The organism is Alphaproteobacteria bacterium (genome assembly GCA_016722515.1).
Taxonomy (GTDB): Bacteria; Pseudomonadota; Alphaproteobacteria; order Rickettsiales; family JADKJE01; genus JADKJE01.
This window is the reverse complement of the sequence record JADKJE010000002.1, coordinates 62722-81228: the sequence shown is the minus strand read 5'-3', so window position 1 is coordinate 81228 and position 18507 is coordinate 62722. Positions and strand designations below refer to the sequence as shown.

Annotated in this window: 10 protein-coding genes; 6 read left to right on the top strand and 4 right to left on the bottom strand. The window is 45.7% G+C overall.

Translation table 11 applies throughout. The features are described 5' to 3' along the window. Positions 1–126: 126 nt before the first annotated feature. The gene (locus IPP74_05090; GenBank protein ID MBL0318651.1) at positions 127–2301 is read right to left on the bottom strand and encodes a primosomal protein N'; all 2175 of its coding nucleotides are present in this window, start codon (positions 2299–2301) and stop codon (positions 127–129) included. Positions 2302–2463: 162 nt separating this feature from the next. Here IPP74_05090 and fsa point away from each other — a divergent pair, with 162 nt between their 5' ends. From fsa to atpC, 6 genes are all read left to right on the top strand, one after another. Continuing rightward, positions 2464–3120 carry a fructose-6-phosphate aldolase gene (gene fsa, locus IPP74_05085; GenBank protein MBL0318650.1) on the top strand — a complete coding sequence of 219 codons (657 nt, stop codon included), beginning with the start codon at positions 2464–2466 and terminating at the stop codon, positions 3118–3120. 390 nt (positions 3121–3510) lie between these two features. After that, entirely contained in the window at positions 3511–4068 is a 558-nt protein-coding gene (gene atpH, locus IPP74_05080; protein MBL0318649.1) for an ATP synthase F1 subunit delta, read from the top strand. 24 nt (positions 4069–4092) lie between these two features. Continuing rightward, on the top strand, positions 4093–5634 hold the full coding sequence (locus IPP74_05075; GenBank protein ID MBL0318648.1) for a F0F1 ATP synthase subunit alpha: 1542 nt from the start codon (positions 4093–4095) through the stop codon (positions 5632–5634). 14 nt (positions 5635–5648) lie between these two features. After that, complete coding sequence (locus IPP74_05070; GenBank protein MBL0318647.1) at positions 5649–6542, top strand: F0F1 ATP synthase subunit gamma; 894 nt, start codon at positions 5649–5651, stop codon at positions 6540–6542. A gap of 32 nt (positions 6543–6574) precedes the next feature. Beyond that, positions 6575–7996 carry a F0F1 ATP synthase subunit beta gene (gene atpD, locus IPP74_05065; GenBank protein MBL0318646.1) on the top strand — a complete coding sequence of 474 codons (1422 nt, stop codon included), beginning with the start codon at positions 6575–6577 and terminating at the stop codon, positions 7994–7996. 22 nt (positions 7997–8018) lie between these two features. Next, positions 8019–8429 carry an ATP synthase F1 subunit epsilon gene (gene atpC, locus IPP74_05060; protein ID MBL0318645.1) on the top strand — a complete coding sequence of 137 codons (411 nt, stop codon included), beginning with the start codon at positions 8019–8021 and terminating at the stop codon, positions 8427–8429. Between the two features lie 167 nt (positions 8430–8596). On the opposite strand, the gene IPP74_05055 is transcribed toward atpC, so the two are convergent. The 3 genes from IPP74_05055 to IPP74_05045 all read right to left on the bottom strand — a co-directional run bounded on the left by IPP74_05055 (position 8597) and on the right by IPP74_05045 (position 18349). Then, positions 8597–9091, bottom strand: a complete 495-nt coding sequence (locus IPP74_05055; protein ID MBL0318644.1) for a hypothetical protein — start codon at positions 9089–9091, stop codon at positions 8597–8599. A gap of 36 nt (positions 9092–9127) precedes the next feature. Continuing rightward, entirely contained in the window at positions 9128–9496 is a 369-nt protein-coding gene (locus IPP74_05050; protein MBL0318643.1) for a hypothetical protein, read from the bottom strand. Between the two features lie 594 nt (positions 9497–10090). Next, on the bottom strand, positions 10091–18349 hold the full coding sequence (locus tag IPP74_05045) for a hemagglutinin repeat-containing protein (GenBank protein ID MBL0318642.1): 8259 nt from the start codon (positions 18347–18349) through the stop codon (positions 10091–10093). Positions 18350–18507 lie beyond the last annotated feature (158 nt).

Below are 18507 nucleotides of genomic sequence, written 5' to 3'. Positions count from 1 at the left end.
GTCAATGCAGTATGTTGTAGATGAGGGTATTTGTTTTTTGGATTCTTTGGCTATAAATATAATAATTTTAAATATTCTATGTTAAGAAAAAAGCCGCCACAGGGATGGTTGTGATATGTATTTTTATTAAAAAAACTGATACGGATCAATATCAATTTTTAAACGCACATTCCTTGGAATGGCCGCGTTTTGCAGCCATGCCATAATGAAGGGTTGCAGCATAACGTCGCGGGGGGACTTGATTAAAATACGGAACCGGTATTGTTTGCGAATATGGGCAATGGGTGCGGGCGTGGGGCCGAGGATGGAAATGTCTTTGTGAGGAGGGGCTATGCGGGTAAGCTGTTGGGCCACTTGCATTACCTGCCGCTCATCGCTGCCGGTGAGAATAAAAGAGGCTAGACGCGAAAATGGCGGCATGTTGGTGAGAGTCCGGCTTTCTTGTTCAAATTCTAGAAAATGATCACGATTCCAGTGGATGAGTGCTTGCAGCAATGGGTTATCAGGTTGATAGGTTTGAATATAAACTTCCCCCGGTTTTTCACGACCGGCCCGGCCTGCGACTTGATGCAGCAATTGGTAGGTGCGTTCGCTGGCGCGGTAATCGCCGCTGCCCATGCCGGATTCGGCATCAATGACGCCAACCAGGGTGAGGTTGGGAAAATGGTGACCCTTTGCTAAAATTTGCGTGCCAACCAGAATATCAATTTTTTTGTTCAAGATAGCATCAATGAGTGCTGTCATTTTGCTTTCACTATCCATGGTGTCGCTGGAAAGCAGTTCGACCGTTGCCCTGGGAAATAAGGCTCGTGCTTCTTCTACAATACGTTCGGCACCAGGGCCAAAGGCTTGAAGGCTGTTAGGTGTATTGCATTCGGGGCATGCGGTGGGCTTGATGGTTTTATAGCCGCAATGGTGACACATTAATTGATCGTGGCGCTTATGTTCTACCAGCCAGGTAGCGCAATCGGGGCAACCAATATGATGGCCACAGGAACTGCACACCGTAACAGGCGCATAGCCGCGTCTGTTCAAAAACAACAGGGCCTGATCGCCTTGCTCCAGATTTTTGGCAATCGCACGGCTGAGAGGTTCGGATATCCAATGCTGATAGGGTAATTTGACCGCTTTCAAATCGATAATTTTAATGGTCGGCATATCGTCCACACCGTAGCGTGACGGAAGTTTAAGGTGCTGGTATTTATGTGACATCGCATGAAGGTAGGTTTCTAGCGAAGGTGTTGCCGAGGCAAGGATAATCGGGAATTTCTCTTTATAGGCGCGGGTGACTGCCATATCGCGGGCATTATAGATGACACCTTCTTCCTGTTTATAAGAGCCATCATGTTCCTCATCTACCACAATCAAGCCTAATTGCGCATAAGGCAGAAAAAGCGCAGATCGCGCGCCAATGACCACCCGTGCTTCGCCACGGATAATGCGCTGCCAGGTTTCTTTACGCTGGCGTTTGCCAATCGACGAATGCCAGATATCAGGCGCAAAACCAAAGCGTTTCGTAAATCGTTCCAAAAATTGCGAGGTGAGGGCGATCTCTGGCAACATCACCAGCATTTGTTTGGAGGTGTGTTCCAGTAAATAGGCGATGGCTTCCATATACACTTCGGTTTTCCCAGACCCTGTAACGCCATCCAGTAACGCTGCATGAAATTGTTCGGTTTGCAAATAAGGGAGAATATCATCAAGGGCTTGCTGTTGATAGGGGCTCAGGGTAACCATGCAGGGTGCTAGAGGAATCATATCATCACTGTGAGTGAGGTCTGCTTCAGCTTTAACCAGGCATTTGGACTCAACCAAACTCGAGATAACCGCTTTGCTGACGCCGGTCCATTCTAGGATGCTTTTTAAGCTTCGAATCTGATGGTCGTCCATCAAGGCTATCACTTTTTTGCGTTCAGGCGTCAGGCGGCTTGGGGTGGCTAGTCCTCTTTGAAAATAAAGGTCCGTTGGTTTGGTCTGAAATTCCAGTGCGTCTTCCACGGGCATAGCCATTTTAACGATATGGCCGATGGGGGTGAGGGTGTAAGATGCCGCCCAATTCAGAAAATCTATAAAACGTGACGAAACCGGCGGTGTGTCCAGAACCCGGATAATCGGTTTTATTTTTTCGGGGTTCAGTTCGGAAACAAGCAACGATTCTACCACACCAAAATGGCGGCTGCGGCCAAAGGGCACTTCCACGATATGGCCAATGTCGACCGCCATGCCCGTGGGAATGGCATAATCAAAGCCCGTGTAAAACGGTAAGGGAAGTAAAATATGGGCGTGTTGATTGAGGGACATTGGTGTCTACTATTTTGAAGGTGGATAGTCGTGTATGTGGGGCTAAAAGGCAAGGATATTTACTATTAAAGCGGTGACGTGGAGCTTGTGGGTTATAATCGTCCTTGCTTCCTTTCGTATGTTTGGTTACCCTTTGGCCATCTTTATATTTAGGAGAATGATATGGAATTTTTTGTCGATACCGCAGATATTAATGAAATACGCGACCTTGCCGCAACCGGTATGATTGATGGAGTTACCACCAATCCTACGCTGGTAGCGCAGTCGGGTGGAGATTTTCGTTCGATCTTAAAGGAAATTTGTGCCATTGTGCCTGGTCCTGTCAGCGCAGAAGTAACGGCTACCAAAGCCGATGCGATGATTGAAGAAGGTCTGTCCCTTCACAAAATTGCCCCGCAGATTACGGTCAAAGTACCCCTTACCTGGGATGGCTTAAAAGCCTGTAAAACACTCAGCGGCCAAGGCATCATGGTCAATGTAACGTTATGCTTCTCCGCTTCACAGGCAATCCTTGCCGCGAAAGCAGGTGCTACCTTTATTTCGCCATTTGTTGGGCGGTTGGATGATATCAGTCAGGATGGCAATCAGCTTATCCGTGATATTTGCCAAATTTATAGCCAATATCCTGCCTTTAAAACCAAAGTGCTAGTGGCATCCATCAGGCATCCTATCCATTTGATAGAAGCTGCCAAAGTTGGAGCGCATGTGGCAACCCTGCCTCCGAAAGTGATTCGTCAATTAGCAAATCATCCCCTAACCGATAAAGGGTTGGATACGTTCCTTAAAGATTGGGCAAAGACTGGACAGAATATTTTGTAAGGGCAAAATAATCGTATTGTTTTTGGCTTGAAAGGTTTTGGTGTTGTGGTAATTTAAGAGGTAGAGAGGGGCGGTAATTGCCGCCCCTCTCATGCTCATGCTCCGAAAAAAGCTGAATATCCAGCGCAACACTTAATTGCGCGAACCGCGCAATTCTTAATCTAATTCTTAACGTAACCGATGGGTATTCGTAGATGGTTGCAGTTAAGGAGTTAATCATAAAAACCAAAGATAAAAATACAATATAGCCGCTTTTTGGAAGGTCTGTGGCCAAAATGCCATGCCATTAAAACCGTCTAGCGAATAAACATGCTTGAGTTCGGGGCGAAAATATGGTACATAGGCACGTTCCATATATCCATGTAAACATATTTCAATAGGTTTTTCCTGATGACGTTAGGCCTTTCACTTGTAGCGGGTCGTTATGCTAAAGCGCTTTTTTCCCTTGCTAAGGAAAAAAACGTACTTGACCAGGTTGCAGACGATTTAAAAAAACTAAAAGAACTTTTTTCTCAATCTGAGGAATTAAGGTTGTTCGCGGTCGATACCTTGTTATCGCGTCCGCAACAGGCCGAAGTGATGAAGAAGGTTGTTTCTTCCCTGAATCTTCATGATCTGGTGATTCGTTTGTTGGGCGTTTTAGCTGAGCGCAGACGCATGGGTGCATTTGAAGACGTGGCTCAGAGCTTTTTAGGCTTGATGGCTAAAGAAAAAAATATCGTTCCCGTCACGATTGTTGGTGCTACCACATTTAGCGACCAGCAACAAAAAACAGTGACAACATTGTTAGAGCAATCGCTGCAACGCAAGATAACGGCGGAGTGGGAAATTGATCCTTCTATCATTGGTGGAATGTTAGTTAAAATTGGTTCAACGCTTTACGATTGCTCGCTTGCTGGAAAATTACAGCGGGTTGAAGCGCTTGGTCATGAAGCAATTGCTGCATAAATAGGATTATAAAAAGGAGTATCTATGGCTGATAACGCTGTATCTGAAGTTTCGTCAATATTAAAACAGCAAATTGAACATTACGGCCGCCAGGCAGAACGTAAGGAAGTGGGTGAAGTCATCACTATGGGTGATGGTATTGCACGTATTCATGGCCTTGATAATATTCAAGCGGGCGAGCTGGTTGAATTTGCTAATGGCATTAAAGGCATGGCCTTAAACCTAGAGCACGACAATGTGGGCGTGGTGGTGTTTGGTGACGATAGAGCCATTACCCAGGGTGATGTAGTGAAGCGTACCGGCGAAATTGTGACGGTTCCTGTTGGTAAAGAATTGCTGGGCCGCGTGGTGAACGCGCTTGGTGAACCCATCGATGGTAAAGGCCCGCTGAATGCCAAACATACCAGCCCGGTAGAAACCAAAGCCCCTGGTATTATTGCCCGTAAATCAGTTCATGAGCCTGTTCAAACCGGGATTAAAGCGGTTGATACCTTGATTCCAATCGGTCGTGGTCAGCGTGAGTTGATCATTGGTGACCGTCAAACGGGTAAAACAGCAGTTGCGATTGATGCTATTTTGAATCAAAAAACCAATAACGCCAGCGATGATGAGCATAAAAAACTTTATTGCATCTATGTGGCTATTGGACAAAAACGCTCAACCGTTGCGCAGATTGTGAAGCGCCTCGAAGAAGAAGGTGCGCTTGAGTACAGTATCGTAGTTGCGGCTACTGCTTCTGATCCTGCGCCAATGCAGTTCCTTGCTCCGTATACGGGGGCTGCCATGGGTGAGTATTTCCGCGATAACGGAATGCACGCGTTGATCGTTTATGATGATTTGAGTAAGCACGCTGTGGCTTATCGTCAGATGTCATTGTTGCTTCGTCGTCCTCCTGGACGTGAAGCGTATCCTGGAGACGTATTTTATCTCCACTCGCGTTTGTTAGAGCGTGCTGCTAAAATGTCTGACGCGATGGGTGCTGGATCATTAACTGCACTGCCTATTATTGAAACACAGGCGGGTGACGTATCTGCGTATATCCCAACCAACGTCATTTCAATTACGGATGGTCAGATTTTCTTGGAAACCGAATTATTCTATAAAGGTATCCGTCCGGCTGTAAACGTGGGTCTGTCTGTCTCTCGGGTAGGATCTGCGGCGCAAATTAAAGCGATGAAACAAGTAGCCGGTACGATTAAATTAGACTTGGCGCAGTATCGTGAATTAGCGGCCTTTGCCCAGTTTGGTTCTGACTTGGATGCCTCAACGCAAAAAACACTGGCACGAGGTGCTCGTTTGACCGAACTTCTGAAACAAGCTCAATATTCTCCGTATGTGGTAGAGCAGCAGGTTGTTTCGATTTTCGCAGGCGTAAAAGGTTATCTGGATCATATCGAACTGAAAGACGTTACCCGTTTTGAGCGTGAGTTGCTGTTAGAATTAGAAAGCAATTACGCGGGTATTTTGAAGTCGATTCGTGACGAACAGAAAGTATCGGATGAAACCGAGAAAAAACTGCGTGAAGTGATTGAGCAAGTGGTGAAACGTTTCACTCCTGTTGATTAAAGATTGGAACTGCTATGCCAAGTTTAAAAAGCCTTCGGGTTAGAATTAACAGTGTAAAGTCAACGCGTAAGATTACCAGCGCCATGAAAATGGTGGCTGCGTCAAAATTACGCCGTTGCCGTGATCGTGTTGAAGCGGCCTTTCCTTATGCTAACTGCATGAGCCAAATTTTGGAAAACCTAGCTTCAGCGGCGATGACCTCTGGGACTGCGCCACCGTTATTATCGGGTAATGGCCATGATAAAAAGATTTTAATTGCCGTTATCAGTTCCGATCGTGGATTGTGCGGTGGTTTCAATGGTTCCATCAGCAAAGCAACGCGTCAGCTTTATGCCGAGCTTACCCGTCAGGGCAAAGATTGCTATTTCTATTTTATCGGTAAAAAAGGCTTTGAATCGCTGCATCGCTTGGAGGAAGGCCACATTGTGGCACGTATGCCAAGCCCGGCGTCTAAAGTGTTTAAATATCATGAGGCTGAAGAAATTGCGCATGACATTATCCAACGCTTTGAAAAGGGCGAATTTGATCGCTGCATGTTGGTGTATAACATGTTTAAATCGGTGATTAAGCAAGAAATCGTTACGCAGCAATTGATACCGGCTTATGTCTATAATGAATCGCGTGATTCAGCAGAAGGCGTCGATCATGTTGAGGCCGATTATGAATACGAGCCAGATGCTGAACAGGTATTAGGTTCGCTCTTGCCTAAAAATATTGCGGTTCAAGTGTATCGTGCGTTGCTTGAAAGTGCTGCCAGTGAGCAAGGTGCTCGGATGACAGCAATGGATAATGCAACACGAAATGCGGGAGAAATGATCAAAAAATTGTCGTTGCAGTATAATCGTTCGCGTCAGGCTGCTATTACGAAAGAATTGATCGAGATTATTTCTGGTGCGGAAGCATTATAATTATTGGAATTTAAGTTAAGGAAGGAAACACTATGTCAAAAAACAAAGGCATCATTACGCAGGTGATTTCGGCGGTTGTGGATGTGCAGTTTGGTGAAGGGAAAGTCCCATCGATTTTGAATGCATTGGAAACCCAGGTTGGCGATCGTCGTCTGGTTCTTGAAGTTTCTCAGCATTTGGGTGAAAACTCGGTTCGTTGTATTGCGATGGATTCTACCGATGGTTTGCAGCGTGGCGTAGAAGTGCGTGATTTGGGCAGCCCGATTTCAGTGCCCGTTGGACGTGAAACCTTAGGCCGTATCATCAACGTGATTGGTGAGCCAATCGATGAGCGTGGTACCTTAACCACTTCCATGCAAATGGCAATTCACCAACCTGCTCCGTTACTTGAAAATCAAGCAACCGACCGTGAGATTTTGGTGACTGGTATTAAAGTCATCGACCTATTAGCGCCGTATGCTAAAGGTGGTAAAGTAGGATTGTTCGGTGGAGCCGGTGTAGGTAAAACCGTGTTGATCATGGAATTGATTAACAACGTGGCTAAAGCCCACGGTGGATTTTCGGTATTTGCCGGTGTGGGTGAACGTACCCGTGAAGGTAACGACCTTTATCACGAGATGATGGAATCGGGCGTTATCAATCTGGAAGACCAGAGCAAATCCAAAGTTGCCCTTGTTTACGGACAAATGAATGAACCACCTGGGGCTCGTGCTCGTGTTGCCTTGACCGGTTTGACCCTTGCTGAATATTTCCGTGATCAGGAAGGCCAGGATGTGTTATTCTTCGTGGATAATATCTTCCGATTCACACAAGCAGGATCAGAAGTATCTGCGTTGCTTGGACGTATTCCATCTGCGGTAGGTTACCAGCCAACCCTGGCTACCGACATGGGTGCTCTGCAAGAACGTATTACCTCAACCAATAAAGGTTCGATCACCTCCGTACAGGCTATTTACGTACCTGCGGACGACTTGACCGACCCAGCGCCTGCGACCTCGTTTGCGCACTTGGATGCAACCACGGTATTGAATCGTCAAATCGCCGAGCTTGGTATTTATCCGGCGGTGGATCCACTTGATTCAACCTCACAAATGCTTGATCCGGCTATTATCGGTGAAGAGCACTATAAAGTAGCGCGTGAGGTGCAAAGGATTCTGCAAACCTATAAATCACTCCAGGATATTATTGCGATTTTGGGTATGGACGAATTATCAGAAGAAGATAAATTGATCGTAACCCGTGCGCGTAAAATTCAACGTTTCCTGTCTCAGCCATTCCACGTAGCCGAAGTGTTCACTGGAAGCCCTGGTAAACTGGTGCGTATCGAAGATACGATCGCTGGCTTTAAAGGATTGGTTGAAGGCCGTTATGACGATTTGCCTGAATCGGCATTCTACATGGTAGGAACCATGGATGAAGCGATCGAGAAAGCAAAACGCATGGCTGCTGCTTAAGGCACCATAGGAGGTTACAGGTATGTCTAGTATTTACGTAGAACTTATTTCGCCTGAAAAGGTTGTCTATGCGATGGATGCCAACAGTGTTATCGTTCCTGGCACCGAGGGTGAGTTTGGCGTATTGCCAGGACATGCCCCTTTTATCTCAACCATCAAGCCGGGCGTTGTGCGTGTTGAAACACTCGATGGACAAATCGAAAAAGTGTTTGTAACGGCAGGTTTTGCCGAAGTGCACAACACCAAATGCCGCTTGTTGGTAGACAAAGCAGAAATGCTTCAGGATATTGACCGCAAAGAGGTTGAAAAACACATCCAGGAAGCGAATGAAATTCTGACCTACACCACTGATGAAGATGGTAAGGCAAGGGCAGCAAAAGAACTTGCACTGGCCCAGGCTAAAATCCAGGCGCTAGACGCGTTTGGGGGGTAGGGTTTTAGTAATTAGTTGAGTGGATACGGTGTTTGTTGTGGATGTTAGTTAGCCCCGACACTCCGTCATACTCAGCTTTTTTCATAGTCTGAGCCGTAGGCAAGGACGGAGAAAAATGCTGGGTATCCAGGCGTCTTCTTAATACTTGTTGCGCCTAGGAGCAATTCCTACTTCTTCTCCTCGTACCGTTGCTCCAGCCATTCAAAGCAGTCGCTAGCTCTATCCTTAAAGCCATGAAGATCAATCGGATAAACATCCATTGGTCCACCATCGCGCGGTTGCACTTGAATTTCAGCGTATTCTTCGATTTCAAAATACGTCATGATTTGCGCATTATTTGCCTCATTAAAGCGATCTCCATAATACGAAAATTCATGGCCATGTACATTAAGGATAACCGTGTCCGATGGTGCAACGATTTTATTCCATTGAATGAAGGCACCATAGCGTTGCTTAAATCCTTCCCTGTTAAAAACAATAATCAAATCGTCTTTTTGTACCAGGCAGACATGTTCAGCACGTGTAGATTGCTTTTGTATCTGCCATGGCTTGGTCGAGACGCTGTGATTGATTCGTTGCCTTGTTCCCCCAGTTGGGTTAGTGCAGGCACTTATTAAAATCAAAAGAAGCAGCATTACTACTTTATAAGCGGGTGGCTGCATGGGTCGATAAAACCCTACTTTAAAAGAGTGCATGGCTTATTGCGATTTATGATTAGGGTTAATCGAGGCATCGTTGATATAAACCTGACATTCATGCCTTAGTTTTTTAAAGCCGGTTAAATCAATTTTATAGATATTGATGGGCTCTTGCGACAGGGGATTGACTTCAATTTCGGCTGAATTGGCAATTTCAAAATCATCGGCGATCTGATGCTCGTCTTTGCTATAAAACAGAACCAGAATATAGGGGTAGGTATGGTTGTTAACCTTAAGCGAAATTTTATCTTTGCTAAAAAGCCTGGCATCCCATACTACGACTTCGGTTGCTTTGTTTTTCTCAAAATTATAGGTCAAAGCCACCGTGATATCACCCTTAATGGTACAGCTCTTGCTGGTCTGGGTCATTTTAACTTCTTTGGTCCAATGTTTTAAATAGGGCTCGTGATAGATTCGTTCTTTTGATTCGTCATATTTGCGAGCTGAAAGGCGGTACGGTGTGCAGCTGCAAAGGGTTATGAATAGGGAAAGAAGGGTTAGCTTTTTGAGTGTGGGGCGATACATAAGGCTCTCTTGGTTGTAGATTGCGTTATGGGATCATATACAAATAAAATTCTATTACAAGAGAATAAATTAGGTGTCGAGGATATTGACAGATACAAAAATTGATGTGATCAAAAGCCAAGATGGATAATACTAAATAAATGAAAATAGTCTTGTAAACTAGACTAAATTAACAATGGGTCCCTTAAATTCATGGGATTGGGCACATATTGCAACGAATATAAAGGTTGTTTTTTAGCAGATGTTGCTCGCCTCATTCTCAAGGTGCTTCACGATGTTTCTGGCTTTCCTGATGTTGTATGATGTTGATAAGCTGTGAGGGTAATCACGAGTTGCTACCTTGGACCCTCAATGTGGATTAATAATTGCTAATTTAAGCGGGTTCACCGGACGCTTCCATACCATCTGCGATTGCAATTCCTTCTTTATCTTATGCTATTAAGGGCACACCAACGCGTTGGTGCAATAATAATTAGAATGCGGGCTGTATGAACTAAAAAATAAGAACGGTACGTTCTTAAGTCCATCTACAAAGTTATCCACATTCGTAAAATTACCTCCTGCGATAACGGCGATAGGATCGCCCGGATTGATTTGGTGGCCACCGAAATTAGCACCGCTCAAAGTGGCGGCATTCTCAAGGTCTGCCGTATTTTGAGGCGTTCCATAAAACAGAACAGTTGAACCCGAAAAGGTTCCGAATTCTGCTTGCATGAGTTGGTTATAGAGGCTCTCGCCTCCGGCACTGTGGGATGCAAAAACAACAGAACTGGGATCCGCATCGGGGTTGTTATCCAGAATAATGTGATCTAATGCCAAAGCATCCATTGAATTTGGTATCGTCCATGCAAATTTATTAATACCCACCTCTAATAAATCGGGAAGGAGGCCATGTGTTGGATCATAGGCTAAGATAAAATCTCCCGGGGCACCCAGTTGCATAAATCCATTACGCAGTGCCTGATCTAGTGGATTCAGCATTCCATTATTAAAGACTTTATTGCTTTCGGTGATGCTTGGATCATTTTTAATTTCTTCTAGCGTGTACTCATGTGTTTCCACTTCATAGCGCTCGGTACCATTAATAACCAAATATTTTTTACCATCACTGTCAGTCACAATTTTAACTGCCTCTTTATCGCGGTTGAAACGAGCGGCACGTTCAGGTGTCATTCCCAAAATTGAAACGCTGATATATTTTAAATCGCCTTCAACCAAAGCTACGATTTGACCAAGAATGCCGCCGTTATTTGTTTTGGTGGGAATAATATCCAACGCAAAGTGGTTGAGTGTTGCGACCGTTCCTGAATTATAGATAGTTTCGGCGTTTTGGGGAAGAGATTCAATTTCCTTTATGATTTGATCTCTCCCCTCCGCTGTGAATAAGCGTGGGTCAAGTGTTACATAGGCATTCAACCCTCCAGTGTCTTTGTCGATCACAATCTGCTGCGTGGTGGTGACATCACGGTTGACACCGCTTAATTGTTCGTCACTGGCGCTTTGTCCGGCAATTATAATGTCGCCATTGCCGATGGTTGGATGCGTATAGCCAACGGTTTCATGGCCATTTAACGATGCTGAGATAAAACCGCCACCAAAATGGACATCGGATGAGCCAACTTGATCACTATGGTTGTTAGGAGAGTCGGTCGGCTGTGGTGCGCTTCCGGAATTCACTGTGTTTCCAGCGTTTCCAGCGTTTCCACCACTTCTAGCGGTGCTGCCATTACTAAAAGGTACCAAGTCGCCAGAGACACTTAAGCCAATACCAAATCCGCTGTTTTCTGAAATATTTTTATCAATGAGATCACTCACTGTTAGGGAGCCTGTTTCTAATAACAAATTACCGCCATCTAATAATGTTCCATTTTCCTGCGGGGTGGCTTGCGCAATCAGTGCTCCTTTAATGTCAGTATTCCCATTGACGTGAATCGCGACGCTATCAGTGCCGATGATTGAGGTAATGTGATCTGTCCAGATCCGGTCACTGTTGCCGTTGCTGGCAGAAAAATTAGCACTGGCAGTAGGGGTTATGCCCGTTACGCTAATGTTAACCCCAATGCTAGCGCCGCCACTTGTGGAGCTGCTGGAGGAATGAGATACATTCTGGCTTGATTCAACATTCAAATCATCACCCACGTCCATGGAAATATTCTGTGCCAGGATATTTCCGCCTTTGATCGTTGTATCGCCGCCGCTTATGGTATTAATATCATGGCCGGCAATGAGATCGCTATTGAGATAATTAGTGCCGTCGGCAACAAATTTGGATGAACTGCTTGATACGCCGAGACTCACATTGAGTGATGGAATAAACGAAGTAAATCCGCCACCAGGACCAAAGAAGTCTGTATGATCTCCAGAAAGTGCATCGGCTAATCCAGAAGCTGAATGGGCAATGCTGATGACAGATGAAACGCCGGTGGTCATGATATTAACAGCGCCATAACTTCCTGTTGCTTGAATGTCGGCCAATCGTTCAACAGCACCAAGCGCTCCTGCTGCACCAAAGGAAAGCGATGCCGTTACACCGATGCTGCTGGTTTTATGGGTTTCTTTGTAATCATTATCATAGGCTTGGCTTAGGATATTGATGTCATCACCCGCCGTAAGATTGATATCATGGCCTGCATTTATATGGCTGCCTTGGAGCGTAATGTCGTCGGTTGCCATCATGTTAAGGTCATTACCGGCTAATAATTCAGACGGCAATATGGTTTCAGTATACTGGTTTAATGTATCTTTGCTTGCTTGATAAGAGACGCCAATGCTCGTTAAACTGACACTGGCTGAAAGTCCACTCTGTTTCTTCATTTGAGCCAAATAGGAGGTGTTTTCAGCCCCTTGGATGGTTATGTCTGCTGTATCATCGTGATAGATGGTTCCATCCGCTGCCTTATAGATACCGGCGCTAATGCCTAAATTATGGCCGGCAGTCAGTTTACTGGCCGTGAGATTAACATCGCTTCCAGATGTGATGGTTAGATCGCCTGTTGCAGCTATTAGGGAACCTGTTTGCCAAGTGTTGACTTTATCAACAGAACTTTTCATGCTGCTTAAAAATCCTTTTGCACTCGTTTTGGTGTGGTCATCAGATTCATTCAGAGTCGAGCCAATGGTGATGTCATCAACGGCACTTAATGAAATGCTGCCGCCACTGCCGATAACACTGCCAGCGACATTGATGGTGCTGCCTTGATTAATGGCATTAATGGCTAAATCGCCACCAGCTTGAATAATGGAAGATACCTGCGTTGTTGAGGTATCATCGTGGTGGTAACGCTTATAGGTAATATCATTATGGCTATAATCTTCAGCAGAGGTGATATTGACATCACCCCCTGCCTGCATGGCTAATGTACCTTGTGCACCGACCATTGAGCCTGACACCGAAATAGTATTGTCGGCTAATAATATCATATTGCCTCCAGCACCTGTTTGGCTGCTAAGGTTAACAGTGCTATCGTGCTCTCCCAATAATTTTTGACCGTTCCACGTATAATCATTTTCAATGTGCGTTGATTCCAGGCTTATATCATTACCGGCTAGGGCATAGAGGCTATCCTGGGCGGTTAAAATGCCGCCGACATTTTGAATGTCGTGTCCTGCATTTAATAACATTGAACCACCAGAGGTAATGCTGCCGATACCCCCAAGATAACCAACCTTGTTGCTGCCAACGGTGACATTTCCAATATTGGTTTTGTTAAGAATGCTGCCATTGACGCTGGTCAGTCCAACGAAAGAACCACCAGAGATCGTGCTGCCAATATTGTTGATGTTATTGCCTGCGCTTAATTGAATGGCATGATTGCTGCTGATGACAGAACCAGAAGGATCAATGCCAGCCAGTGTGTTGGCACTTAAATACAGTGTGGGCACCCAGACAACCTTGTTATTGATGACTTGTTGCACCGGCCAGATGATGTCCGTGTTCAGTGACGCTAATTGTTCGCTGCTGAGCGCTACCCCAGGAACTAATTCTAAATCCACCATCGCCGTGGCGGCGTTATCCATCAAATACTGCATTTGTTCGGTACTGTTAGAAAGGGCTGATGAGATAAAACGTTTGCCAAGTTTATTCATGACGGCCTGTTCTATTAAATTGGTTTCATAGAAGGGATCGCCAAGCAATGTAATCATATGATCTGGATTAAAACCAATCAGGTTAAGCAAATATTCCGATCCCAGATAAGCGTCGACATTAATGTAATCAACATTGGTTTCAACTTCATAGGTGAAACCAGGATTTTCGTTATCTGCTGCAAGACCACGTGGTGTGAATTGGCCATCATAAGTATGGTAAGAAGCGCCTTCAATATCGCTCCCAAGCCTGCCGATACCGGCTAAAGCGCCTGTGCTGCTATTGACGACAAATAATCCATTTTGCCCCTGCGGTAAGTGGATGTAGTCATTCATATCGGTTTGTGAGCTGGCTGATGAGGGGTTGGCGTTGTGATAGTCGGTGACCCCTGGGGATGGATAATAGTTGGTCAAAGCAGCGTTTTCTATGATCGAAATAGTGTCAATCCTATCGCTAAAATCGCCTGTGATGCTGCCACCTGCAGTCATAAGTGCTGGTATTTTCTTATAAATGCCTGTTGCTAAATCGATTTGCGAGCCTGAATCAATAATATTAAGCCCAAAAAAAAGTCCATCCTCGGGATGATACACCGAACAGGCCAATTGATAAGTGCAAGTGATTCGGTCTGTTTTAGAAAGTTCATATCCTTTGTTTACCAAGGTGGTTCCCGCCAAATCCATATTGTTACCACTGGCGAGAATGCTGGCATCATTCAAAATAGATGACGCATGAATAGATAAATTGTTGCCGGCAATGATCTGTGATGCCCCGGTGTCAGACGTGACCGCTTCTTCAATGTGGCTCATCTGCACACCAACAGTATCGGATATGGTGAGGTCATTAACATACGTAACATACCAATCTTTGGTGCTTGCAGGATCGCCCACATAAGTATTTAAAGGTACAGATATCGAAGTAAAATAGCCATCGACCCATGTTCCAGCGCTCCCAAGATCATCATAATAAACGGTTTCAAGCATGGTATTTGCCATGTAATTTGTGTTGTTATAAGGAGGAAGACCTAAGCTCCAGAAGTCCCCTTGATAAAGAAGCACGATATGATCGGAATGTGCCTCTTTGTAGGCTCGGTTTTCTGGCGTATCTGGAAGCATTTCTGCGCCAATGAGGTCATCCTGCAATGAAAAGGTGTGCAGAGGATCTGTGATTGTTACCGTATCAAACGTCAATGATTTTCGCTTATTAACAAGCGAGTCGGCATGAATCGCGATATCACCATTATAAGATTGGATTGTTCCAGATAAATTGTCCACTTCTCCTACATTGCCGCCTGCTGCATTATGAATGGCAATCGTGCCATTGAGTGCAGCAAGCGTTCCTTGATCATTCAATAGCTGATTTTCTGTTAACAGATTTAAATGTTGACTGGCATAGACAAGGCTTGTATTGGTGATATTATTAGCTTTCATTGTCACTGAACCGCCGGAACTTATTTGGCCATTATTCATAATGTTTGTGGCCGTCAATGACGCATCCAATAAGCTGCTGACCCGACCTTGATTAATGAGGGCAGATCCAGCATTGAAAGCTAGCGATCCACCCGTAGTCATCAACGCATCGAGCCCGTTTATAATGACTCCACCGGTGGTGAGGTTTAGCCCATTAGCACTACTGATTTCACCGTAATTAAGAATGTCGCCAGTGGCCGTTAGGTCAATAGTATCGTTGGATAGAAGCGAAGCTTGGGCTTGATTTTCAATCGCACCTGTTGCATGGAAAACAACCGATCCCTGAGACTGTAGTGAGCCGCTATTGGTAATATGATGGGCGGTGATGTCGACTGTTCCTGAAGATTGCACATCGCCAGTGATGGTATAATCGTTATCAACGGCTAAATTAATACCACCGGCAGCCAAAATAGTGCCACCTTGATTATTAATATCCTCGCTTGCCGAAATCCAGACCAGCCCGTTACCATTGCTACCGTAAGATTGCACGATCCCACCTTGATTCTCAAAGCGCGTGTCATTAACAATTTCAACGGTGCCGCCAGCTTCCATCAATCCATTGCGGTTATCTACATTGTGAGCCGTAAGATGAGTGCCAACCGATGTGATGCCATATTGATTATTAAAAGAATCAGCGGTAGCGATGAATGACCCGTTAGTCACGATAGTGCCGTTGCTGTTATCAACTGAGTTGGCATTCATGGTGAGATCATGGGCGATGCTGATGGTGCCTTGATTGTTAGTTAACGTTCCATCAATGTTTAATTGTGAAGCGTGTCCTGCCTGAGCTGCACCTGAGGCAATAATGGTTCCTTGCGTATTGTCTAGTTCGTTTGCTGTTAGTGCTAAGAATCCTTCTGTATAGAAAGTTCCTAGCGTATTGGTCATCGTGTTTGCCTGCACCGTTAAATCCCCAAGACTCCCAAATAACCCATTTTGGCTATTGATGAGGTCTGCTGCGCTGACATCAAGCAACGTACTGGCAATCACCGAGCCAGTATTGTTTAGTGTTTGGCTGTGGAGAGTTACACCTTGTTCGCTTTGAATCGTGCCGCTATTGGTGGTATCGCCGCTGATAGTGACAAGAATGCCACCCAAGGTATAAAGGGTTCCACTTTGTGCAAGCGTCGCTGCACCTAATGAGAGCAATCCACTGGAAACCAACGTAGCGCTATTATCTATTTCACCCTGTGATAAGAGCACAAGGCCGCCATCGCTACGGATGATGCCTTGATGTTGATTCGTGATGCTGGAAGAGGCATCCAACGTGGTCGTGCCAAGAGCCGCCCATTCACCTCCATCATTCAACAAGATTGTCGTATCCGCATTCACATCGCCTTCACTGTAAAACAAGCCGCTGCTATTGGTGATGGCATGTGACGATAGATGTAACGTGCCACCTGCTTGAACAGCGCCTCCCTGATTCACAATCGAATGGGCTGTTAAGGTGGTTTGTCCGAGTGACATTAAACTGCCGGTCAGAGTGACATCGCCGCTGGCGGTGATGGTCAAGGTTCCTAGTGTCTGCACCTGGCCATGATTGAGAAAGGATGCGCCGTTGAGTTGCACATCGCCATTGGCAGCCATATAACCATCCAACGCATTGGTAATATCGCCAGCCTGTATATTCAAGATATCTTGCGCTGATAATTCGCCATTATTAACCAATGTTCCACCAGCGTGAATCTGTGTTTGATGTTGTGAGGTCACAACCCCCTGGTTGTTTTGCCAATCACCGGATACCTGCATGGTTAAATCATGGGCAGCAAGCAAGGTGCTGTTGCTTGTGGCAAAGCCAGCGGCAGCAAGTGAGATGTCCTGCTGTGCCACAATAACGCTATCAATCGCATTAGCAGTCAGTCCGGCATTAAGAGTGAGATTGTCGGCAATGAGGGTGCTGGTATCTAAGTCAATAGTCTTGGCAGCGTTAAGTGCGATCGATTGCTCCTGGCTGCTGCTGGTTACCTGTGAAAACAATACATCGCCACCCGCATTCACAGATACATGATTGGCCATGAGGAAAGCGAAACTGTCGCCTGCTTCCGTGCCATCCAGGCTAACATTATCATCGCTGTTGATGGTAACGTCGCCACCATCGGCATACACATAATGACCGGCAACATCAACAGGGCCCTTGGCCTGTATGGTGATGGATTTTCCAGCATAAGCTCCTGTCTTTTGCGAAACGCTGCCCTGTTGTGAGGTGATGTGGACATCATTGGCTGCCTGCGCAGTACCATAGGTAATCGATCCATCGGCATTGATGCCTAGATCACCACTGGTTGCCACCATCTCACCCAAGCTGTTAACGCCAACACCGGCTTCGGTACTTTTCAATGTAATTTTGCCCGCATACATCGATCCCAATTGTGATGCATCAATGGCAACCGTTGGTTTCGTTGCCTCGCTGGCTGCGTCGGCTGGCAGAGGGGTTGCTGTGCCTGTTGCGTAGTCAACATGATTGCGACCTGCGGTAATATTCAATGATTTGCCACCCCAAATAGTGGCGTTGATTTGAGCTGCGCGGGAAATGATTTCAACCGAATCGGTAGCAGAGGCATCCATACCTTCCCCGCCAATGGTGATCGTGCCTTGTTTAACCTCGAAGGAGGTCACATTGCCATGTGCATCAAACCCAGGCTTACCCGTGGTCATCACCACTTTAGGAGTGTTGATGTAACCACAGCCATTACAGCTAATGCCATTGGGATTGGCAACGATATACTCGGCGGCTTTGCCAAAAATTTCGGTGTAGCCTTCCTGGTTCGTGGCGTTGGTTCCGGTGACCTCATTGACAATGATCTTAGCTTCGTTGCCTGAATGGATATTCGGATTTGCAAGCACAACACCGCCAATGTTAGAAACGCCATTGTTGCCGCTGTTGTTGACAACCAGTCCTTCTGGGCCAACTTGTAAATCGGTAAGGGCATTATGTGATACGCCTCCTGCACTGGGGGCTGCAATATTTTCAACCGGCGTGTGATTGGCCGATTCTGCAACGACGGGCTTATGGTTAGCGGCAGCGCTTTGATCCGGTGTGATAACCGTTTGCGTTTGTGCGTATGCAGCCAGTGGCTGAAGCAGTTGCAAGGCCGTCAATGAATAAATCAGCGCTCTTCGAAAAAGAGACGTTAGCAATGTTGGCATAGTATTATTCCACGTAGTGACCCGTATTTAAGGGGCATTTTCCATAACAAGGTTTTCTTAATAACATCTGTGGTTGAAATTTACAAGGCTATTTTGCAAATTTGTGATTGAATCATCGGTGAATGATTGCTATTGTTATGCACCCTCTATTTAATGTC